The sequence below is a fragment of the Halorubrum sp. AS12 genome, assembly GCF_051122765.1.
Classification (GTDB): Archaea; Halobacteriota; Halobacteria; order Halobacteriales; family Haloferacaceae; genus Halorubrum; species Halorubrum trapanicum.
Window position 1 is genome coordinate 1,538,130 of sequence record NZ_CP185385.1, and the last position, 21,023, is coordinate 1,559,152.

Here is a 21,023-nt window from a genome sequence, read left to right on the forward strand (position 1 = left end):
GACGTAGGCGACGCAAGTACCGCAAGGAGGGAGCGGTAGCGACCGACTGAGGAACGCAGCGAGCGTACGTCGTCCTCCCGGCTGGGGCTTTGAAGGTGTTCGCCGCCGATCCACGGTCAGTTATTTATAAGCGAGCGGCTGGGGCTTTGGAGGTGTTCGCCGCCGATCCACGGTCAGTTATTTATAAGCGAGCGGCTGGGTTTTGGAGGCGTCCGCCACCGATCCGCAGTCAGTCATTTATAAACGAGCGGCTGGAGCTTCTGAGTTCGTCGACCGCAGCGCCCACCGACGGTCCGCCGGCCCTCCCCACACGAAAACCTCTCTATAAGTTATCGGTACTCCGACCGAGGTTACCGGAATATAGTATTGTACACTAACCCCAAAACCATTATAGGTACGAGGCAGGTAGAGGAGAGTGAGCAGAAATGTGCCAGAAGCGAAATACTGAACTCGGAAGTGAAAGTGAGAAGCGATGGCAGGAGTAGAGATACCCGCGTGGGACCCGGAGACTGCCCTGCTTATCGGCGCGATCCTCGTGGAAGCGTTCGTGTTGTACGTCGGCTACGGCGGCCTCGAACGGCTCGTCGGCCCCTCGCTGATGCGGCTCCTCGTCGGGGGTGAGGCCGATGCTCGATAGCTTCCTCGGCGGCCCCGGAATTCTGGGGACGAGTCCGGAGATGGCGGCGCTTTTCGTCGGGTTCGGTCTCGTCGTCGGCGTCCTGTTCGGGTTCTTCGGCATGGGCGGGTCGTTCCTCGTCACCCCCGCGCTGCTCATGCTGGACTACCCGGCGCCCGTCGCGGTCGGGAGCGGGATGGCGTTCGTCTTCGGGACGGCCGTCATCGCGACCCTGAAACACCACGACCTGGGGCAGGTCGACTACAAGCTCGGCGCGATCATGATCACCGGCACGACCGTCGGCATCGAGGTCGGCCGCGCGAGCGTCTACTACCTCGAATCGCTGGGCCTCGCGGGCGGGGTCATCAGCGTCGCGTACGTCGTCCTGCTCGGCGGCGTCGGCGCGATGGTCACCCGCGACGCCCTGACGGGCGGTGGCCGGGGCGGCGGCGGGGACGGCGGGGACCGAGGGGACGGCGGCGGCGGCGGCGACCACGAGGCGGCCGACAGGGAGCTCGACGAGTACGAGATACCCGAGATCGCGAAGAAGATACAACGAACGGTTCGGATTCCGCCGATGGTGACGCTCCGCGGCGACGTCCGCGTCTCCGCGTGGGTGATCACGGCCGTCGCGTTCGCGACCGGCGTCCTGTCCGGCTTCCTCGGCGTCGGCGGCGGCTTCATCCGAATGCCTGCGATGATCTACGCGATCGGCGTCCCGGTGCCCGTCGCGGTCGGGACGGACCTCTTCGAGATCGTCTTCTCCGGCGGTCTCGGGAGCTACCTCTACGGGCAGGGCGGCGGCGTGAACCTCGGCATCGTCGCGCCGCTCCTGTTCGGGAGCGCGCTCGGCGCGCGCGTCGGCTCCGCCGCGACCGCCGTCGTCGACGCCGACGGTATCAAGGTGTACTTCGGCGGAATGTTACTTATCGGCTCCATCGCCGTCGGCATCGGCGAGGTCGGCTCCTACCTCCGCAACCCGACGCTCGAACTGCTCGGGCTGGTGCTCGTGGTCGGCGCGGCGGTCGTCGTCGCGTTCGCGGTCCTCTACACGACGATAACCTCGCTCCGCGTGACGCGCCAGCAGCGGACGTCCGCCGCGGACTGACCCGCGCTTTCGCCGTCGATCCGCGGCACCAGTGTTGTGTGTTTGTGTCATAACCGCCGCGTGACTCCGGTCTCTGCGACCTGACGGAGACGGCGGACATCGAGTCCGGCGTTCGACGCCGACGCGTACAGCCGAGCGGGGAGTCGGCGAGCGGTCTCCCCGCTCACAGTCCCTCTTGCCCGCCCTCCTGTGCGAGGAGGACGACCATCGAGAGCCCGGAGATGAGGAGGAGGATGAGCGTCGGCACCACCGCGTACTGGTACAGCGCCGACTCCTGCGCGCGCCAGATCTGGGTGACGATCGTCTCGAATCCGGAGGGGCGGAGGATGAGCGTGACTGGCAGTTCCTTCATCGTCGTGAGGAACACGAGCGCGGCGCCGGCGACGATCCCCGACCGCGTGAGCGGGAACGTGACCCGCCGGAACGTGCCCAGCGAGGACTCACCGAGGGTCCGGCCGGCCTCCACGAGCCGCGGGTCGACCTGGAGGATCGACGTCCGGCTCGACCCGACCGCCTGCGGGAGGAAGCGCACGACGTACGCGAAGATCAGTAGCGGCAGCGTCTGGTAGATCCACGGCAGGTAGCCGGAGCCGAAGTAGACGAGCGCGAGCGCGAGCACGATGCCGGGCACCGCGAAGCCGACGTACGTCGCGCGCTCGAACAGCGTCGCGAGCCGGGAGTCGTGGTTGGCCGCGAAGTAGGCGATGGGGATCGCCGCGAGCGCGGCGACGACCGCCGCGGCCGCGGAGACCGAGACGGAGTTGAGCACCTGGATCGGGTCGAAGGCCATCGAGGGTCGGCGGCCCGACTCCGACCGGACCAGCCACAGCCCGAGGATCCACAGCGGCACGAGCAGCGCGACCGCGGAGACCCCGGCGGGCAGCAGCGTCGCCGGCCACCGGAGCCGCCCCAGCGACACGCGGTCCTCCGTCCGGCCGGCGTCGTCCCCGTGCGAGGAGGCGTCGGAGCGGACGAGCCACTCCAAGGCGAGCACGAACAGCACGACGACGAGCAGCTGCAAGGAGAGCAGCGCGGCGTAGTCGCTCCCGAAGGAGTTGTACTCGACGTAGATTTGGCGGGTGAACACCGACAGCCGCATGATAGAGGGCGTCCCGAAGTCGGAGACCGCGTACAGCGCCGCGAGCAGCGAGCCGGCGGCGACCGCGGGGCGGATCGCGGGCAGCGTCACGCGGCGGAACGACGCCAGCCGCCCGTGGTTCAGCGTCCGCGCCGCCTCCAGCAGCGTCGTGTCGAACGACAGCAGCGCGGCCCGCGTCGTCAGGTAGACGTACGGGTACGTGTACAGCGTGATGACGAGTATGGACCCGTGAAGGCCGTATATCTCCGGGATCCGCTCGATCCCGAGCGGCGCGAGGACCTCGTGGAACTCGCCGCGCGGCCCGAACGCGGAGACGAACGAGAACGCGCCGACGTAGCTCGGGACGACGAGCGGGAGCGCGGCCGCGACCGCCCAGAACCGCCGGAACGGGAGGTCGGTCCGAGCGGTGAGATACGCGAGCGGAACGCCGATCGCGATCGAGAACGCAGTCACGCCGACCATCAACAACAGGCTGTTGAGGACGGTGTCCGCGGTGCGGACGCTGAGGGTGAGTTCGACGGCGCGCGCGGGGTCGACGGTGACCGCCTCGATCACGAGCCACGCGAGCGGGAAGACGAGCGTTGCCGCGATGGCGGCGCAAAGCAGCGTCAGCCCCAGCGGTAGTCGGTCCTCCCCGTCGGTCAGCCGGTCGCGGATCCGGGTTATCGGGCTCATGGTCCGGGAAGCGGTCGGTTGGTCGGAAGATGGACGCAACCGCCGTTAGGGGTTCCGATCCCGCCGCGGAGGCGCGGCGGCGCTCCCCCCGAACGCGACCGACCGCGTCCGGCTGTAGCCCGCCGCAACCGACCGCACTCCGACGGATATATTAATTTAGGGTTGCCTAAAAACCACATGGAACTGACGCGGCGCGACGCGGCGGCGGCGCTGGCCGCGCTCGGCGCGAGCGGCGGGGTCGCGCTCGGCGCGCGGTTCGCCGCGGACCGCGGAGAGCGCCCTGAGGAAGACGGGAGTCGCGACGGCGACGACGCCCCGGCCGACGACGAGGCGGTCCGCGAGACCCTGACCGCCGTCGCGTCGGTCGTCTACCCCTCCGAGATCGCCGGCGTGAGCGAGTTCGTTGAGGGGTTCCTCGCCGGGCGGCTCGACGGCTCCGCGCACGCGACGGGGGTCCGCGAGACCGTTGCGGAGCTGAACCACCTCGCGAACTCGTGGCACGGCGCGCCGGTCGCCGACCTCGACCCCGCGGACCGCGACCGGCTCCTCCGGGAGGTCGGCGCCGACACCGCCGAGGAGGACCCCGAGGGGACGACCGCAGAGCGGGTCCGGTACTACGTCGTCAACGAGCTCCTGTTGGCGCTGTACGCCTCCCCGACCGGCGGGGAGCTGGTTGGTATCGAGAACCCGCAGGGCCACCCGGGCGGCGCGGAGAGCTATCAGCGGGGGCCGCAATGAGCGGCGCCGAGAGCGTCGGCGACGAGCGGTCGGCGCCCGACGGGGTCGACCGCACGCCCGTCACCGACGCGGACGTCTGCGTCGTCGGCGCCGGCCCCGCGGGGGCGCTCGTCGCCGACCGGCTCGCGGGCGAGCGCGAAGTCGTCGTGCTCGACGCCGGGCCGCGGTTCGACCCCGAAGACCGGCTCGCCAGACAGGAGCGGGCGATCCGCCCGTTCTACGACCGCCCGGACGTCTGGGACGTGGGCGGCGAGCGCGACGCCCACGAGAACGCCGGCGACCGGTTCTACCCCCTGAACCACGCCCGCGTGAAGGGCGTCGGCGGATCGACGCTCCACTGGCAGGGGATGGTGATGCGGCTCCACGAGGACGACTTCGACTCCGTGAGCGAGCGCGGCGTCGGCGCCGACTGGCCGGTCGACTACGCGGACCTGCGGCCGTACTACGCCGAGGCGGAGCGCGAGCTGGGCGTCGCGGGCGCGTCGGACAACCCCTACGCGCCGCCCCGCGAGGAGCCGCATCCGATGCCGGCGTTCGAGCCGTCGTACAGCGACTCCCTCTTCGCCGAGGCCTGCGAGTCGCTGGGGATCGACATGCGACTCGGTGCCGAACGCGCGCAACTCCGAGCCGTACGACGACCGCTCGCCCTGCGTCGGCTACGGCACCTGCCAGCCCGTCTGCCCGAGCGGCGCGAAGTACGACGCGACGGTCCACGTCGAGCGCGCCGAGGCGGCGGGCGCGACCGTGATCGACCGCGCGCCGGTCGAGCGGCTGGAACACGACGGCGACGACCGGGTGACCGCGGCCGTCTACGCGACGCCCGACGGGGAGCGGCACCGGCAGGAGGCGGACGCGTTCGTCGTCGCCGCCGGGGGCGTGGAGACGCCGCGGCTCCTGCTCCTCTCGGCGTCCGACCGCTACCCCGACGGGCTGGCGAACGGGAGCGGCCACGTCGGCGAGTTCTTCATGGATCACCTGTTCGCGGGCGCGGGCGGCACACTCGACGAGGAGACGAGACAGAACCACGTCGGCTTCTACACCAGCGCCTGCGACCAGTTCTACGACGAGGCCGACGAGCATCAGGCCCCGTTCAAGCTGGAGTTCTTCAACTACGCCGGCCCGTCTCCCGTGGAATCGGCGCTCACGGGCGACGACTGGGGCGACCCGCTCCGCGATCGCCTGCGGGACGAGTACGGGAACCACGTCGCGATGGGCGCGCTCGTCGAGCAGCTCCCCGACGCCGACAGCCGCGTGACGCTCGCGGGCGACCGCACCGACGACCGTGGGAACCCGGTCCCGCAGATCGAGTGGACCGTCGGTGACCGCGCGCTCGACACGATCGAACGGGCGAACGAGATCCAAGTCGAGGTGCTGGAGGAGCTCGGCGCCGACGTCGAGTGGGTCTCCGGCCCGGACGCCACCGGTCCCGCCTACCACCACATGGGGACGACGCGGATGAGCGACGACCCGGATCGGGGCGTCGTCGACGCCGACTGCCGGACCCACGACCTCGACAACTGCTGGATTGCCTCCAGCTCCGTCTTCCCCACGAGCGGCGCGATGAACCCGACGCTCACCATCGCCGCGCTCGCGCTTCGCGTCGGCGACGACGTGGCCAGCTGGTTCGCCGACGGCGCTTGACGGCCGGCTTGCGGACAGGTCGTGACGGCCGGCTACCACTGAATTTAGGTAAACCTAAAAACTCAAGTGCGTGCGAACGGAGAGTCGGGTAATGAGCGACTCAGCGCACGCGACGAACGGGTCCGCGGCCGCGGTCGAGAACGGCAGTGAGGCGGCCGCGACGAGCGGGAGCGACGCGACGGACGACGCGGACACCGCCGCCGACGGCGGCGAACCGTACACCTTCGACGACCTCAGCGTCGTGATGGGGACGTACAACGAGGAGGAGGCCATCGCGACGGTGCTGGAGGACATCGACGAGGTGACCAACGGGAAGGCCGAGGTCGTCTGCGTCGACGGCTCCTCGGACCGGACCCCCGAGATCGCCCGCGAACACGGCGCGCGCGTGATCGAGCAGGAGCCGCAGGGGTACGGCGTCGCCGTCCGCGAGGCCATACTGACCCCGGACCGCCCCGTGGTCGTCACGACCGACTGCGACGACACCTACCCGATGGAGGCGCTCCCGGAGTTCCTCGCCGAGATCAACGACGGCGCCGACGTGGTGAGCGGCGACCGGCTCTACCACGGCGCCGAGGCGATGCCCGCGTTCAACCGCTTCGGCAACCACGCGTTCGCGGCGCTCGCTTCCCTCCTGATGGGCGAGCGCGTCCACGACACCACAACCGGGATGCGCGCGTACCGCCGCGACGTGGTCGAGGAGATCGGCTGGACCGAGAACACCGGTCTCTCCGCCGAACTCCTGATCCGGCCGCTGATGCGCGGCCACGACGTGCGCGAGCGACCGATCCGGTACGCCGAGCGCCTCGGCGAGACGAAGCTCGACCCGATCGGCGGCGGCGCCGCCATCGCGAAGTCGATCGTCACCGTCTGCCTCGAAGAGCAGCTGCGGCGCTTCTGAGGGCGCTTCCCTCTCGACGCGGTCGTCGGACGGCGGTCCATCTACTGTGGGCACAGTAGGCCGCCGCCGGCGACGTTTTTGAACTCGTGAGCGACGGCGCCGACTATTTATAAATGAACGCGGCGGTGGCGCGTGCCTCCGAGTGGCCGCCGAAGGCGGCCGCGAGGAGCACGCGCGAGGGAGTCAGTCGCCGGAGCGAAGCGACGGCGACTGACGAGGCTGGGGAGGTGTGAGGTGCTGTGCGGAGTGGTGCGGGGCGGGATTCAAAGGGGCAGCCGTGAGGGCGAAGCACGGCGACGGAAGCACCGCAGCGAGTGAGCGGAGCGAACGAGCGAGGAGCGCACCGAGCCGCGCGAGTCCTCGCGGCTGGGGCTTTGGAGGTGTTCACCGCCGGTCCGCTGGCGGCTGTTTATAAGCGAGCGGCTGGGGCTTTGGCAGAGTTCACCGCTGCTCTCTGGTCAATCATTTATAAGCGAGCTGTTGCGGATTTAGAACTGCTCTCAGCCGATCTGCTGGTAGCCGTTTATAAGCTGTCGTCGTATTAGTCGCTCGCCTCGGCCCGCGTCTCGAAGACGACCCACTCGGAGTGCTCGTCGGGCTGGTCGGGGAGGTAGGTCCCCTCGCTCCCGCAGTCAGTGACCAACCGACACACGGATCGCTCCGGGGGCCAGACGACCTCGACGTCGCCCTCCCCGCCTCCCACCGCCTCGCCTCCCACCACCTCGTCATCGTCGGTCCGAACCGTCGCCTCCTGCCGGTAGGTGAACGTCGAGCCGTCGGGCGCGAACAGCGTCACCGTGAGGATCGCCACGTCGCCCGCGGGGTCGACCGAGACCGATTCGTTGGGCGCATCGGCCAGCCGAACCCCGTCGCTCCCGATCGACCACTCGACCGAGAGCGGGTCGCCGGCCTCGGGGTCGGCCACGGTGTACTCCGCCCGCCCCTCGCCGCGACGCGTCTCGACCCGGACCCGCGCGCTGTCGACGCGCTCGGGGACCCCGACGGTCGTCTCGGCGTCGGCCCGCGAGCCGGAGCGCACCTCGATCGGCTCCAGCTTCGGCGTGACCCGGTCGGCGGGGTCCGAGGTCCACACGCCGCGGTAGCCGTACCGGTAGATCGTTCGGTTCGGGTAGGCGTCGAGGACCGCGAAGTCCTCCTCCGGGTCGCGGTCGAGCGCGTACACCGCGTCGCCGTCGAGTCCCGGGCCGTTCCGGAGCTCCTGGAACGGATGGCCGAGCCACTCGCCGTACGGGGTCGGGACGAACACCAGCGCGTCGGTGAACTCGGTCTCGTCGAACGGCGCGTACGCGGCCTCGTGTTTGGCGTCGACCGCCGCGTTGCGCTCGATCGGGTCACTCGCGGCCGTGACCGCTGCGCCGGACGCGACGACGAGCGCGACCGCGACGAGGACGGCGACCGCGGCCCGCGCGCTCCGTTCGGAGCCGGTCCGCGCAGCGATGGCGGCGCGAAGCCGCGGCAGCGCGCGCGCCGCGGCCGCGACGCCGAGACCGCCGAACACCGACAGCGGCACGAGCAGGTCGAAGTGGTAGAACGGGCCGAACAGCGCGGCGAGCCCGTCGGTCGGGTCCGACAGCGTCGCGAGCGCGTTGTGCGTCCCCCAGAAAAAGAGGTTCCCGACGACGACCGAGACGGCCACGCCGGCGAGAAGCAGCGCCGCGGTCCGCCGGAACGACAGGGTGCCGGTTCGCTCGCCGTCCCCGCTCGGCTCGGCCGAGTCGGCCGAACCCGTGGGGTCCGCCCCCGCGAGGTCGACACCCGCGCGCCACCGCCGGACCGCGACCGCGCCGCCGACGAACGCGAGCAGCGTCCCGAGCGGCCCGGCCGCGACCCACCGCGTCGCCAGCTCTCGCAGCGCGTAGCCGTTCGATTCGAGCGCCAGCGGCAGCGTGTACTCCACCGAGTGGCCCAGAATGCGCCGCTCGCCGAAACCGGGACCGTCCATCGGCGCGAACGCCTGGTACGGGAAGGTGAGCGGCGACCCCGTGATCCGGAGGTTGTACGCGAGCGTCACGCCCACGAACAGCGTCCCGAACAGCGCCGTCAGCCCGTGTCTGCGGACGGGATCCGGGAGCGACGAGATTCCCAGCCCCTCGGCCGAAATCGCCGACCCGACCCGCCACAGCGCGTGGCAGATGAACGGCGCCGCGAAAAGCACCGCGGTGAGCGGGCGCGCGAAGAAGGCGATCCCGATCGCGGCGCCCGCGACTCCGGCGGCCGCGGTCGACCCGTCGCGGACGCTCCGGAGGTACGCGACCGCGAACAGGAGGTTGAAGAACGTCGTGGGCGCGTACGAGAGGAACGTCGCGCCCGTGAGGATCGCCATCGGCGACGCAGCGAACAGGACGGCCGCGGCGACTCCCGCCCGCCGACCGACGGTCATCGCGCCGAGCAGGTAGACGAGCGCGGCGTTGCCCGCGGCGATCACCGCGAGCGTCACCCGCGGTTCGTCGAAGAGGGCCATCGATATCGCGTACGTCGCCGCCGGAACGGGGCTGTACTTCGGGTAGAGGCGCCCGCCGTCCTCGACGAAGAACCACGGGTGGAAGGCGTCGGCGAGCGCGCCGGCGTGGAACTCCAGTTGACCGCCGAGGAGGAGCGCGGCCTGCGTGAGGTAGACGCCCTCGTCGTGGTTCGCGGAGTGGTGCGAGAACAGCGTCGCGGCGACCGCGAACGTCAGGACCCCCGCGGTCAGCGAGACGCAGACCACGGCCGCGGTCGTCCGGTCCGCGCGAGCGAGCCGCTGGCGAGACCGGGCCGCGAACCGCGCAAAAAGCGACGAGTCGGAGCGGGACGACACGGAACGAGACGCGTCAGATGTTGACGCCGGCCTCGCGCATGAGGTCGACGGTCGCCTCCAAGTCGGACAGCTCCGTCAGGTCGATGTCCGGCACGTCGAGCTCGTCGATCGTCGGGAGATTGCCGACCGGGTCCACGTCGGGGATGAGCGGGTACTCGAACGTCGAGCGCGCGAAGTAGTCCTGCGCCTCCGCGGACAGCAGGTGCCGGACGAAGTTCCCGGCGAGCTCGGTGTCCGTGGCGGTGTCGACGATCGCGGCGCCCGCGACGTTGAACACCGCGCCGGCGTCGCCCTCGGTGAAGCCGGTGTCGATGGTCGCCTCCGGACTCCCGTCGAGGACGCGCTGGATGTAGTAGTGGTTCGTGAATCCGGCGTCGACGGTCCCGTCCGCGATCTCCTCGCAGACGCGGAACTCGTTGTTGTACGTGGTCGCCCCCGAGTCGACGACGGCTTCGAGCCACTCGCGGGTGGTCTCGTCGCCTTCGAGGATCCGCATCGCGGTGACGAACGCCTGACAGGAGCCGTAGGAGGGCGCCCACGCGAGGTCGCCGTCGAACTCCTCGGGGAACGCCATGATGTCGCTGGGTACGTCCGAGGCGTCGTACTCGCTGCTGTCGTACGGGACCGTCCGGGCGCGGCCGGAGGTGCCGATCCACTGGTCGGTCCGGAACTCCTCGCGGACCAGGTCGCCGACATCGCTCGGGATCGCCTGCGTGCGTCCCTCGCTCGCGAGGGCGCCGAGCGACCCCGAGTTCACCGAGTAGAACACGTCCGCCGGCGACCCCTCGCCCTCGTTGATGATCGCGTTCACGTGGTCGGTGGAGGAGGCGTACCGGACCTCCAGGTCGAGGTCGGGATACTCCTCGTCGATGTACTCGACGAGCGGGCCGACGAGGAACTCGTTGCGGCCGGAGTACACCGTCAGCTCGCCCGAGAGGTCGGGCATCTCGGAGATCGGCGTGCCGCCCGGCAGGCCGCGCCCCTCGCGACCGGAGCCGATCTGGCCGATCGACGACTCCGCGCCGCTGTCGTCCGTTTCCTCGCTTGTACAGCCCGCGAGTCCGACCGCGCCGACCGCGGCGGAGCTCGCGAGGAACCGTCTCCGGTTCACCTTCGTCTCGGTGTGATCGTGAGTCGTCATGTGTTTTAGGTCCCCCTAAATCCTCTTAGTCGTGTCGGTTCAGTCGTCCGCGACCGCCGGCGTCCGGCGGATTGCGTCGAGGCAGTCGAGCCAGTCGCGCATGTACTCGCCGCAGTGGTTGAGGAACGCGCCGTTGTTCCACTCGGCGAAGTCGCCCTCGGCGAGCGCGTCGGCCATCGCGTCGAAGACCGCCGCGTACGAGTCCGCGTCGTCACCCGCCTCGTCCTCAGACGGCTCTGCCGTCTGAGCGGCCCGTGGAACCTCCGGTTCCACGCTGTCTATCACCTCCCAGACGTGTTCGTTCAGCTCCAGCCCGGCGACCTCGTTCGCGAGGTCGTCGAACGTCGAGCGCGGGGCCTTGTTGTGCTCACACAGCGGGTCGCCGTTGTAGATCCGCTTGCCGAGCACGTCGCAGGCCCGCTTGAGGAACAGGCCCGACCAGATGTCGTCGAACCGACCCACGTCCCACTCGTTGTCGTCCATCGGCAGCTGGTAGAACGCGGGGATCACCTCGCGGCGGAACGCGAGGTTCATCGAGCAGACAGTGAGGTAGTTGCCGCGCTCGGCGACGAAGTCGTTCCCGAAGTCGTCGGCGGTCGTTCGCGTCTGGGCCTGCCCTTCCAAGTCGCCGTCCATCAGGATCCGGACCGCGTCGAGGTCGGGGACGTTCGTCCAGAGGCCCTGCGAGGCGACGACCTCGCCGGACTCGACCGCGACCGCGTCCGTCTCGACCGTCTCGTCCATCGCGGAGTAGGGGTAGCCGCGCGGGTAAAGCTCGTGCTCGTCGGCGTTCCGGTAGAGGACGTTCACCCAGTCCTCGTCCGAACTGACCCGCTCGATCTCCCCCTCGAACGCGAGGTTCTCCATGTGACGGCCGAAGTAGTCGGCGTCGTCGTGCGGGAGCGTGTCGTCGTCGATGAAGATCCCGTACTCGAAGGAGTCGTCGGCCCACATGTACAGCAGCCCGAAGCTCGTCTCGGCGTGGCTCGCGGCCGGGACGACGTGGTCGTACTCCGCGACCCCGTTCGCCTCGTACCACTCCTCGCGGCGGGTGCCGTCGAACACCTCGCCGGAGACGCCGAGGTCGTCGAGCATGGCGCGCATCTCCGAGACGTCACAGAAGTCCTCGGTGACGAGCACGAAGTGGAGCCGCGAGACGTCGAAGCCGTGTTCGCGGGCGTTCTCGACGTACGCGCGGACGCACTCGTACTCCCGTATCGTCGGGACGATCACGCAGATGTCCGGACCGTCGCGGTCCGAGGCGGTCGGGTTCATACTCGGTTGTTTTTAGGGTTACCTAAAAAATTAGCGGTCCGGAGACGGCCGCGTCGCGGCCGCGTCCGGCTCTCGCTCCGACTCGTCGGGCGCGCGGGTCACGGAGAAGTCGAACGCGCCCGCGACGAGGCCGCCGCCCGCGAGCGTGACGGCGTTTTTCAGCGCGTGGTCGAGCGCCGCCGCGGCGAGCGCGGTCTCGGCCGGGATCGGCGTGGTCGCGACGACGATACCGGTGAACGCCGCCTCGTACAGCCCGATCCCGCCCTGCGAGAGCGGCAACACCTTCGCGAGGTTCCCGGCCGAGACGGCGAGGGTCCCGACGACGAGCAGCGTTCCGGGGCGACGCTCCCCCCGAATCCGCCCACGAGCGCCGCGAGGACGAGGACGGCGGTCACGGCATCCGCCCCCCACACGACGCCGCTCGCGAGGAACACCCGGACGACCGCGCGCCCGTCGGCGGCGACGACGCGGACGGCGGCGCCGAACCGGACCGCGGCGTCGACGACCCGCGAGAGCCGAGACCCCTCGACGCGGTCGCGGAGGGCCGGGCCGAACCGACGGTCGCTCCTCGCGACCGCGACGGCGCCCGCCGAGAACAGCGCGGCCGCGAGCGCGGTCCCCGCGGCGGCCGCGACCGCCCGCCCCGACCCGTCCGGCGCGACCGCCCGCCCGTCGACGAGCAGGGCCGCAAGCTGCAGCGCCACCAAGCGCGCCGAGCGCGACCAGGTCGAAGGCCCGCTCGACCGCCAGCGACGCGACCCCCGTCGGATACGGAACCGCGCGCCGGTCGTTCAGCAGGTACGCGCGCACCCCGTCGCCGGCCCGCGCGGGGACGATCAGGTTCGCGGTCTGGCTCGCGAACACCGTCGCCGTGAGGAACGCCGTGCGACACCGGTACCCCATCGGCGCGAGCACGTCGCCGTACCGCCGCCCGCGGACCGGCCACGAGGCGAGGTAGACAGCGAGGGCCGCGAGGAGGAGCGACGGGTCCGCGGCGACGGCCGCCTCGACGACGGCCTCGACGTCGAGGGTCCGCGTCAGCACCGCGCCGCCGACGGCGAGGACGAGAACCGTCCCCGCGACCGCGAGCGATCCCCGAGGGAGACGCTCGCGGAGGCGACGGAGGCACTCGCGGAGCCGAGCGACGGCGACGCGTGGGTTCATCCATTCGTTTAGGCCGCCCTAAAGAATAAAACGCTGGCGGTTCGCGGAGGCGAAACGGAGGGGTACGGACCCAGCCCGGCGCAACACGTTTGTTCGTTAAACGCGAAATACCACGCATGAGCGCGAACGAGGCGGACGCCGACGCCGCGGGCGACGACGTGCGGATGTGGCTCGTCGAGCGCACCTACTCCGACGACGAGCAGAATATGGTGATCCTCACGTACGCGACACCCGACGGCGAGCGCTACTTCCGGAAGGAGCGCGCGCTCACCTCCTACTCCGACGTGCGCGACACGACCGCCGCCGTCGACGCCGACCCGGCGAACGTCGGGAGCGTCGACGACCCCGCCGACCGCGAGCGGTACGCCGCCGAGGCGAGGCGGATGGCCCGCGCGCACGACCCCGACGACGTGATTCGAGTCGCGTCCCGAGCGGCCTCGCGGGTCGCGTCCGGGTCGGACTCGCGAGCGGGTCGCACCGACACAGCCTTTTCACCGCGCGGTCCCAACGCTTGCCCGATGCGAGCCACCCTCGAAACGCTCGGAATCGCCCTCCTCGTCGGCGCCGCGCAGGCCGTCCTCGGCGTCGTCGGTCTCGCGGGACTGTTCGCGCTGTCGGCGCCCCTCTCCGTCGCTCCGTGGACGCTCGTCACCAGCGTGTACGCGCACGGATCCGTCGGCCACCTGCTGGCGAACGCCCTCGCGCTGCTGCTCGTCGGTCCCCTCGTCGAGCGTCGAACGACCCGCCCGCGGTTCCACGCGTTCGTGATCGCGACGGGCGCGCTCGCGGGCGTCGCACAGGTGACCGTCGGGAGCCTGCTCGGTCCCCCGGCCGCCGTGTTGGGGATCAGCGGCGCAGTGTTCGCGCTCGGCGGCTACCTGCTCGCCGGTAACGCCGTGAGCACGACGCTGTTCGACCGGTTGCGGCTCTCCCCGCGGCTCCAGCTGCTCCTGTTCGGTCTCGTCGCCGTCGTCCTCACCGCGACGACGGCCGCGCCGGGCGTCGCGCTCGTCGCGCACGCCACCGGCGCGTTCTGCGGTCTCGTGGCCGGTCGCGTCGGGCTGCTCGACGCGCGGTAAGCGGGAGGCGGACGCACCGGACGGAGGAAATCGACGGCGCCGTCGCTGGCCGCGTCGAAAAACGAAAGGGGTGAAAGAGAAACGCCCTAGCGCTCAGTCTTCGAGAACGATCTCGATGCTGACGTCGTTCGGCACTTGGACGCGCATGAGCTGACGGAGCGCGCGTTCGTCGGCGTCGATGTCGATCAGACGCTTGTGGACGCGCATCTCCCAGTGCTCCCACGTCGCCGTCCCCTCACCGTCCGGGGACTTGCGCGACGGGATCTCGAGCGTCTTCGTCGGCAGCGGGATCGGGCCCGACAGGGCGACTCCCGTCGAGTCCGCGATCTCGCGGACGTCGTCGCAGATGTCGTCGAGGTCCTCGGGGCTCGTGCCGGCGAGGCGGACGCGTGCCTGCTGCATCGATTATCGCTCGTTGACTTCGAGCACCTTGCCGGCCGCGATGGTCTGCCCCATGTCGCGGATGGCGAAGCTGCCGAGCTCCGGGATCTCGCCGGACGGCTCGATGCTGAGCGGTTTCTGGGGTCGCACGGTGACGACCGCGGCGTCGCCGGACTTGATGAAGTCCGGGTTCTCCTCGGCGACCTCGCCCGAGGACGGGTCGATCTTCTGATCGATCGACTCGATCGTACAGGCGACCTGCGCCGTGTGGGCGTGGAAGACCGGGGTGTAGCCGGCCGTGATGACCGACGGGTGCTCGCATGACGACGACCTGCGCCTGGAACGTCTCGGCGACGCTCGGCGGGTCGTCGGCGGGACCACAGACGTCACCGCGGCGGATGTCGTCCTTGCCGATGCCGCGGACGTTGAACCCGACGTTGTCGCCCGGCTCGGCCTTGGGCACCTCCTCGTGGTCGGATCTCGACCGTCTTCACCTCGCCGCCCACGTCGGACGGCTGGAAGGAGACGTTGTCGCCGGTGTTGAGGATCCCGGTCTCGACGCGTCCCACGGGGACGGTCCCGATGCCGGAGATGGTGTAGACGTCCTGGATCGGCAGGCGGAGCGGCGCGTCCGTCGGCGGCTCGGCCTCCGGCAGGTCGTTGAGCGACTCCAGCAGGGTCGGCCCGTCGAACCAGTCGGTGTTCTCGGACGTCTCGGCGACGTTGTCGCCCTCGAACGCCGAGATCGGCACGAACGTGGTGTTGTCGGTCGCGAAGCGGACCTGGTTGAGCAGGTCCTCGACCTCGCTGACGACCTCCTTGTAGGAGGACTCCTGGTAGTCGACCAGGTCCATCTTGTTGACGCCGATGATGAGCTCGTTGATCCCGAGCGTGCGGGCCAGGAACACGTGCTCGCGGGTCTGGGGCGCGACGCCGTCGTCGGCCGCGACGACGAGCACCGCGTTGTCGGCCTGCGAGGCGCCCGTGATCATGTTCTTCACGAAGTCACGGTGACCCGGACAGTCGACGATGGTGAAGTAGTACTCGTCGGTGTCGAACTCCTGGTGGGCGATGTCGATCGTGACGCCGCGCTCGCGCTCCTCGGCGAGGTTGTCCATCACGTAGGCGAACTCGAAGCCGCCCTTGCCCTTCTCTTCGGCTTCCTCGCGGTGCTGCTCGATTACGTGCTCGGGGACGCTCCCCGTCTCGTAGAGGAGGCGACCCACGAGCGTACTCTTGCCGTGGTCGACGTGGCCGATGATGGCCAGATTCTGATGCGGTTTGTCACTCATGGGGTAATCACGCGCTAAGGCGCTCTGTGAGTAAGTTTCGGTTGATTCCACTAAAACGGTTTCGATACGGGATACAGAGTATCGCGCCGCTGTCCGGCGATTCTCGACAACGCGGGGCACGCCACGACCTCGCACAGCGGTCTCGACCGGCGCTGCGGACTACCCCAGTCGCCCAACGTCGCCCAGCACCGCGCTCGCGGTCTCGGGACCGCCCGCGCCGCGGCCGGAGATGTTGAGCCGGCCGGCGTGAGAGGTCTCGATCTGAACGATGTTCTGCGTGCCGGAGACCGCGAGCGTCCCGTTCTCGGGCACGAGCCGCGGCGCGACCCGGACCGTCTCGCCCGTCGCCTCGCCGATCAGCCGCACCGTCCGCCCGTCCTCGGCCGCGAGGCGGAGCGCGGAGCCGGGCACGTCGCGGATGCCCTCGACGTCGGCGTCGTCGAGGGTGAACTCCCGGGCGTCCGCCGGGTCGTCGACCGCGCCGAACGAGAGGACGTTCGCGAGGATCACGCACTTGAGCGCCGCGTCGGTCCCGTCCACGTCGAAGGAGGGGTCCGCCTCCGCGACGCCGAGGTCCTGCGCCTCCGCGAGCACGTGGTCGTAGTCGAGGCCCTCGGCCGCCATCCGCGTCAGGATGAAGTTCGCCGTCCCGTTGAGCACGCCCCGGACCGCGGTGACGTGGCCGGGTTCGATGTCCTCGACGGTCGACACCGCCGGGATCGCGCCGCCCACCGTCGCCTCGAACCGGATCTCGCCGGCGCTGTCGTCGACGGCCGCCCGCAGGTCGCCGAACCGCTCCGCGACCGGTCCCTTGTTCGCGAGGACCGCGTGGCGGTCGCGCTCCAAGGCGGCGGTCACGTGCGAGAAGCCCGGCTCGGCGTCGCCCAGCGTCGTCGGCGTCGCCTCCACGAGGGCCTCGTAGTCGGCCGCCAGCGCGTCCGCGGGGTCGTCGTCGCCGACGATCCCGCGTTCCGCCTTCCGGGCGACGACGGCGTCGGGGTCGACGCCGACTGCGTCGTCTCTGCCGGCGCCACTGCCCCGGCCCTCCGTCCCGTCCGCGACGGCCGCGCTCGACGAGTCCGCGACCGCGACGACCTCGTGGCCGTACTCGTCCGCCAGTTCGACGACCGAGCGCCCGACCGCGCCCGCGCCGATCACGGCGAGTCTCACGCGTCCACCCCCGTGAGCGGCTCGACGACGCGGAGCTCCTTCTCGGCGGCCAGCTCGCGGACCGCCGCGAGCGCCGCGTCCGTCTCGCCCGCGCGGGCTTCGAGCCGGAGCCGCGCGCTCGACGCCTCCTCGGTCCCCTGCGGGGCCGCGAGCGACACGTCCGCGACCGACGCCGACTCGCAGGTCTCGATCCGCGAGAGCGTGTCGGAGAGATCGGTGTCGATGAGGTGGCCGAAGAGGAGGATGGTCACCTCCTCGGCGTAGCGCTCCGTACCCGCCTGCATCACGTTCACGCCCTCACTGCGGAGCGCGTCGACGATCTCCTCGAACCGGTCCGGCGTCGCCTCGAAGTCGACCTCGACCGGGATCCGCCCGCGGGGCGTCTTGTTCCCGCGCTCGTGGTAGATCGACAGGAGGTTCCCGCCGTTGTCCGCGATCGGGTGGAGCGCGGCGAGCAGCTGTCCCGGTTCGTCGACGAGTTCCAGCCGCACCGTGTGCGTCGAGGGCGTCGCCGAGGCGCGGCCGCCGTCGGGAGACGGTCCCGAGTCGGCCGGATCGGAGTCGTCGACCGCGTTCTCAGGCGCCCCGTCCCGACGATCGCTCACGCCGCCACCTCCGGCGGCGCGCGACCGTCGAAGCGGGACGGGCGCCGGCACGGACCTGTCCCCGACGTGGAGCGATGGTTCGGTTGCTCCGTCGCGGTACACCGGGGGGAGTCGTGCCCGTCTGCGATACCCGAACGGAGTCGGACGATCCGGTATAAGCCTTCGGCGGGGGCAGGCGTTGCCTCGCTCTCGTGCCTGCCAACGCGGCACACGGTGACGGGGGAGACCGAGGTCGAGGAAGCGAGGATCGGCCGACCGTGGGGGGCAGATGCGCGTCGAGACGGTCACAATTATGTGACGGGAGGCTGTCGCGAGGATGTGAACTCCCTCCCCGCCGTTCGTCGACAGCCGCGACGCGATCGCTCGCACCGGATCGGCCGCCGTCGCCCCGAGGTGAGGTAGCGATGGGGGACGACGGACTGAGCATTAGCGGGCCGAAGACGATGCGCGGCGCGGTCATCATGCTGATCATCGGTCTCGCGGCGACCGGGTACGGCGCGTACGACTACACCCAGCAGTCGAACGCCGTGGACGACGCCGTCGAGGTCGACGCGACGATAACCGAACTGGACGTGGAATCGACCTCGACCGGAAGCAGTACCGACGTGAGCTACCGCCCGACGGTGCGGTTCACCTACGAGCACGACGGAACGACCTACGAGAGCACGAACGTCTTCCCGTCGGCGATCTCGTCGAACTACGACACCGAGTCGGCGGCGCGGTCGGTGATCGAGGAGTACGCCGTCGACGAGTCCGCGACCGCGTACGTCGATCCGTCCGACCCGGACGGGGCGTTCCTGAGATCACAGACGTCGAACGCCCCGCTCGTCGCGGTCGCGGTCGGACTGATCTTCGCACTCGTCGGCGGGCGGTCGGCGATCCGGTAGATCCGTCCTACCATCCGATCCGTCGCTACCATTCGGTAGATCCGTCGCTGCCGGTTGAGCGCGCCAAAAGAACCGAAAGAGACCGCAGAAGGTCCCAGACCGCCGCGAATCGCAAACCGCGGACCGCGTCGTCGACTTAGAAGTAGTCGATCGACTGCGGCAGTTCGAGCTTCATCCCCTTGCGCTCGCGAATCTCCATGATCTTCTCGCGCTGGAGGTTGTCGACGAGCACGCGGAAGCCCGCGTTCTCGGTGTTCCACGAGGCGCGGCCCTCGGTGGCCGAGCGGATGTCGGAGGAGAAGCCGATCATCTCCTCGACGGGCGCGATGCCCTCGACGACCATCAGGTCGCCCTCCTGGTACATGTCGTCAACGCGGCCGCGGCGACCCTGGATCTCGCCGGACGCGGCGCCCATGTGCTCCGAGGGCACGTCGATCCGGACGTCCTGAATCGGCTCGAGCAGGCGGACCTCGCCGTCGATCAGCGCGCGGTGGACCGCGTCGCGGACCGCCGGGATGACCTGCGCGGGACCGCGGTGGATGGTGTCCTCGTGGAGCTTCGCGTCGTGGAGACGGAACAGCGACCCCTGGACCGGCTCGGCGGCCAGCGGGCCGTCGTCGAGCGCTTCCTGAAGCCCCTCCAAGACCAGCTCCATCGTCTCGTTGAGGTGCTGGATCCCCTTCGTGTCGTCGATGAGGATGTTGGTCCGGTGGATGTCCTCGACGTTCTGGGAGGTGTCCTTGTCCATGCCGGCCTCCTGCAGCGCCTCGCGGCGCTCCAGTTCGGGCATGTCCATCGAGACCTCGCCGAGCTGGATGGCGTCGACGATCTCCTGGTCCATCGGCTCGACGGTGATGTAGAACTTGTTGTGGCGGTTCGGCGACTGCCCCTCGACCTCGCGGGAGTTCTCCTGGGGCTGCTCGCGGAACACGACGATCGGTTCGCCGGTGATGACCGGGATGCCCTGGTTGTCGCGGATCCGCTGGGTGATCACTTCGAGGTGAAGCTCACCCTGTCCGCTGATGAGGTGCTCGCCGGTGTCCTCGTTGATCTCGATCTGGATCGTCGGGTCCTCCTTGGCGACCTGCTGGAGCGTCTCGATGAGCTTCGGCAGGTCGTCCATGTTCTGGGCCTCGACGGACTTCGTGATGACCGGCTCGGAGATGTGCTCGATCGACTCGAACGGCGTCATCTCCACGGAGGAGACGGTGGAGCCGGCGATGGCGTCGCGGAGGCCGGTGACCGACGCGATGTTCCCGGCCGGGACGCGATCCACCTCCTCGCGCTCGGACCCCATGAACAGCCCGACGCTCTGGATGCGGTTCTTCCCGGCAGTCCCGGAGACGTACAGCTCCTGACCCTTCTCCAGCGTTCCGGAGAAGACGCGGCCCGTCGCGATCTCGCCCGCGTGCGGGTCCATCGAGATGTCGGTGACCATGAAGACGACCTCGCCGTCCTCGTCGACCAGCCGCATCGTGTCGGCCAGATCGGACTCGGGGTCGCCGCGCCAGATACGCGGGACGCGGCGGGGCTGGGCGTCTACCGGGTTCGGGAAGTGCTCGCAGACCATGTCGAGCACGACGTCCGAGAGCGGCGTCCGCTCGTGGAGCTCCTGCCGCTTGTCGTTCTGTTCCAGCTCCATGATGTCGGCGAAGTCCATGCCGGTCCGCTGCATCGAGGGCATCGAGACGCCCCACTTGTACAGCGCGGAGCCGAACCCGACCGTGCCGTCCTCGACGGAGACGGTCCAGTCCTCGGGGATGTCGTCCATGTTCTCGGCCATCCCGCGGATGAGCTCGTTGACGTCGGCGATGACGGACATCAGCCGTTCCTGCATCTCCTGTGGGCCTTCCTGAAGCTCCGAGATGAGGCGGTCGACCTTGTTGATGAACAGGGTCGGCTTCACACCCTCGCGGAGCGCCTGCCGGAGCACCGTCTCCGTCTGGGGCATCGCGCCCTCGACGGCGTCGACGACCACCAGCGCGCCGTCGACCGCGCGCATCGCGCGGGTGACGTCGCCCCCGAAGTCCACGTGGCCCGGGGTGTCGATGAGGTTGATGAGGTGGTTGGTGTCCTCGTACTCGTGGGTCATCGAGACGTTCGCCGCGTCGATGGTGATCCCGCGCTCCTGCTCGTCCTCCTTCGTGTCCATCGCGAGCTGCTCGCCCGCGGTGTCCTCGGAGATCATGCCGGCGCCCGCCAGCAGGTTGTCGGAGAGCGTCGTCTTCCCGTGGTCGACGTGGGCGGCGATGGCGATGTTCCGGATGTGCTCCGGGTTGTCCATCAGCCGCTCACATTCCTGAACGATCTTCTTGCGTCGGCCCATTATACCGAGTGTTACCGAAAGGAGGGTCAAAAGGGTAGTGTTTCGTCGCGGCCGTTTCGCCGGTGATCACCCCCGATCCCCGGCGATTTCGTGTCGACTGGTGTCACGGA

At 69.8% G+C, this 21,023-nt stretch carries 14 protein-coding genes and 4 pseudogenes; 8 read left to right on the plus strand and 10 right to left on the minus strand.

Annotation, left to right across the window (positions count from 1 at the left end; all coding sequences use genetic code 11):
• Positions 1–472: 472 nt before the first annotated feature.
• Complete coding sequence (locus ACODNG_RS07765; protein ID WP_434520857.1) at positions 473–637, plus strand: DUF7512 family protein; 165 nt, start codon at positions 473–475, stop codon at positions 635–637.
• Positions 627–1,724, plus strand: coding sequence for a sulfite exporter TauE/SafE family protein (locus ACODNG_RS07770; RefSeq protein WP_434520858.1), 1,098 nt, complete (start codon positions 627–629; stop codon positions 1,722–1,724). Before ACODNG_RS07765 ends, ACODNG_RS07770 begins: the two co-directional genes overlap by 11 nt.
• Before the next feature lie 163 nt (positions 1,725–1,887).
• Here the strand turns inward: ACODNG_RS07770 and ACODNG_RS07775 are convergent, their stop codons facing one another.
• Positions 1,888–3,498 carry an ABC transporter permease gene (locus ACODNG_RS07775; protein WP_434520859.1) on the minus strand — a complete coding sequence of 537 codons (1,611 nt, stop codon included), beginning with the start codon at positions 3,496–3,498 and terminating at the stop codon, positions 1,888–1,890.
• Positions 3,499–3,675: 177 nt separating this feature from the next.
• Between ACODNG_RS07775 and ACODNG_RS07780 the strand changes: the two genes are divergently transcribed.
• The 3 genes and pseudogenes from ACODNG_RS07780 to ACODNG_RS07790 all read left to right on the plus strand — a co-directional run bounded on the left by ACODNG_RS07780 (position 3,676) and on the right by ACODNG_RS07790 (position 6,775).
• Positions 3,676–4,236, plus strand: coding sequence for a gluconate 2-dehydrogenase subunit 3 family protein (locus ACODNG_RS07780; protein WP_434520860.1), 561 nt, complete (start codon positions 3,676–3,678; stop codon positions 4,234–4,236).
• Positions 4,233–5,877 (plus strand): annotated as a pseudogene (locus ACODNG_RS07785) (GMC family oxidoreductase). The gene ACODNG_RS07780 and the pseudogene ACODNG_RS07785 overlap by 4 nt, the downstream one beginning before the upstream one ends.
• A 244-nt stretch (positions 5,878–6,121) precedes the next feature.
• Positions 6,122–6,775: a dolichyl-phosphate hexose transferase gene (locus ACODNG_RS07790; RefSeq protein WP_434523076.1), complete on the plus strand. Its 654-nt coding sequence runs from the start codon at positions 6,122–6,124 to the stop codon at positions 6,773–6,775.
• Between the two features lie 541 nt (positions 6,776–7,316).
• Here the strand turns inward: ACODNG_RS07790 and ACODNG_RS07795 are convergent.
• The 4 genes and pseudogenes from ACODNG_RS07795 to ACODNG_RS07810 form a co-directional block, all read right to left on the minus strand.
• Entirely contained in the window at positions 7,317–9,593 is a 2,277-nt protein-coding gene (locus ACODNG_RS07795; RefSeq protein WP_434520861.1) for an ArnT family glycosyltransferase, read from the minus strand.
• Between the two features lie 13 nt (positions 9,594–9,606).
• Positions 9,607–10,734: a substrate-binding domain-containing protein gene (locus tag ACODNG_RS07800; protein ID WP_434520862.1), complete on the minus strand. Its 1,128-nt coding sequence runs from the start codon at positions 10,732–10,734 to the stop codon at positions 9,607–9,609.
• 39 nt (positions 10,735–10,773) lie between these two features.
• A complete protein-coding gene (locus tag ACODNG_RS07805) occupies positions 10,774–12,009 on the minus strand; it encodes an alpha-1 4-glucan-protein synthase (RefSeq protein WP_434520863.1) in 1,236 nt (411 codons plus the stop codon).
• Positions 12,010–12,039: 30 nt separating this feature from the next.
• Positions 12,040–13,173: pseudogene (locus ACODNG_RS07810) on the minus strand (lysylphosphatidylglycerol synthase transmembrane domain-containing protein).
• Positions 13,174–13,289: 116 nt separating this feature from the next.
• Between ACODNG_RS07810 and ACODNG_RS07815 the strand changes: the two are divergent.
• Together ACODNG_RS07815 and ACODNG_RS07820 are read left to right on the plus strand one after the other, a co-directional pair.
• Positions 13,290–13,589: pseudogene (locus ACODNG_RS07815) on the plus strand (hypothetical protein); the annotation flags it as partial.
• 102 nt (positions 13,590–13,691) lie between these two features.
• Positions 13,692–14,252: a rhomboid family intramembrane serine protease gene (locus ACODNG_RS07820; RefSeq protein ID WP_434523077.1), complete on the plus strand. Its 561-nt coding sequence runs from the start codon at positions 13,692–13,694 to the stop codon at positions 14,250–14,252.
• Positions 14,253–14,345: 93 nt separating this feature from the next.
• On the opposite strand, the gene rpsJ is transcribed toward ACODNG_RS07820, so the two are convergent.
• The 4 genes and pseudogenes from rpsJ to ACODNG_RS07840 form a co-directional block, all read right to left on the minus strand.
• A complete protein-coding gene (gene rpsJ, locus ACODNG_RS07825) occupies positions 14,346–14,654 on the minus strand; it encodes a 30S ribosomal protein S10 (RefSeq protein ID WP_004048854.1) in 309 nt (102 codons plus the stop codon).
• A gap of 3 nt (positions 14,655–14,657) precedes the next feature.
• A pseudogene (gene tuf, locus ACODNG_RS07830) lies at positions 14,658–15,925 on the minus strand (translation elongation factor EF-1 subunit alpha).
• Between the two features lie 159 nt (positions 15,926–16,084).
• The gene (locus ACODNG_RS07835; protein WP_434520864.1) at positions 16,085–17,095 is read right to left on the minus strand and encodes a homoserine dehydrogenase; all 1,011 of its coding nucleotides are present in this window, start codon (positions 17,093–17,095) and stop codon (positions 16,085–16,087) included.
• Positions 17,092–17,700, minus strand: coding sequence for an amino acid-binding protein (locus ACODNG_RS07840; RefSeq protein WP_434520865.1), 609 nt, complete (start codon positions 17,698–17,700; stop codon positions 17,092–17,094). Before ACODNG_RS07840 ends, ACODNG_RS07835 begins: the two co-directional genes overlap by 4 nt.
• Before the next feature lie 404 nt (positions 17,701–18,104).
• Here ACODNG_RS07840 and ACODNG_RS07845 point away from each other — a divergent pair, with 404 nt between their 5' ends.
• Positions 18,105–18,587, plus strand: a complete 483-nt coding sequence (locus ACODNG_RS07845) for a DUF3592 domain-containing protein (protein ID WP_434520866.1) — start codon at positions 18,105–18,107, stop codon at positions 18,585–18,587.
• Between the two features lie 136 nt (positions 18,588–18,723).
• Here the strand turns inward: ACODNG_RS07845 and ACODNG_RS07850 are convergent, their stop codons facing one another.
• Entirely contained in the window at positions 18,724–20,913 is a 2,190-nt protein-coding gene (locus tag ACODNG_RS07850; protein WP_434520867.1) for an elongation factor EF-2, read from the minus strand.
• Positions 20,914–21,023: the final 110 nt, after the last annotated feature.

Coding starts and splice junctions, on each gene's coding strand:
- ACODNG_RS07765 (WP_434520857.1), top strand. CDS start 473: ATGGCAGGAGTAGAGATACCCGCGTGGGACCCGGAGACTGCCCTGCTT.
- ACODNG_RS07770 (WP_434520858.1), top strand. CDS start 627: ATGCTCGATAGCTTCCTCGGCGGCCCCGGAATTCTGGGGACGAGTCCG.
- ACODNG_RS07775 (WP_434520859.1), bottom strand. CDS start 3,498: ATGAGCCCGATAACCCGGATCCGCGACCGGCTGACCGACGGGGAGGAC.
- ACODNG_RS07780 (WP_434520860.1), top strand. CDS start 3,676: ATGGAACTGACGCGGCGCGACGCGGCGGCGGCGCTGGCCGCGCTCGGC.
- ACODNG_RS07790 (WP_434523076.1), top strand. CDS start 6,122: ATGGGGACGTACAACGAGGAGGAGGCCATCGCGACGGTGCTGGAGGAC.
- ACODNG_RS07800 (WP_434520862.1), bottom strand. CDS start 10,734: ATGACGACTCACGATCACACCGAGACGAAGGTGAACCGGAGACGGTTC.
- ACODNG_RS07805 (WP_434520863.1), bottom strand. CDS start 12,009: ATGAACCCGACCGCCTCGGACCGCGACGGTCCGGACATCTGCGTGATC.
- ACODNG_RS07820 (WP_434523077.1), top strand. CDS start 13,692: ATGCGAGCCACCCTCGAAACGCTCGGAATCGCCCTCCTCGTCGGCGCC.
- rpsJ (WP_004048854.1), bottom strand. CDS start 14,654: ATGCAGCAGGCACGCGTCCGCCTCGCCGGCACGAGCCCCGAGGACCTC.
- ACODNG_RS07845 (WP_434520866.1), top strand. CDS start 18,105: ATGGGGGACGACGGACTGAGCATTAGCGGGCCGAAGACGATGCGCGGC.
- ACODNG_RS07850 (WP_434520867.1), bottom strand. CDS start 20,913: ATGGGCCGACGCAAGAAGATCGTTCAGGAATGTGAGCGGCTGATGGAC.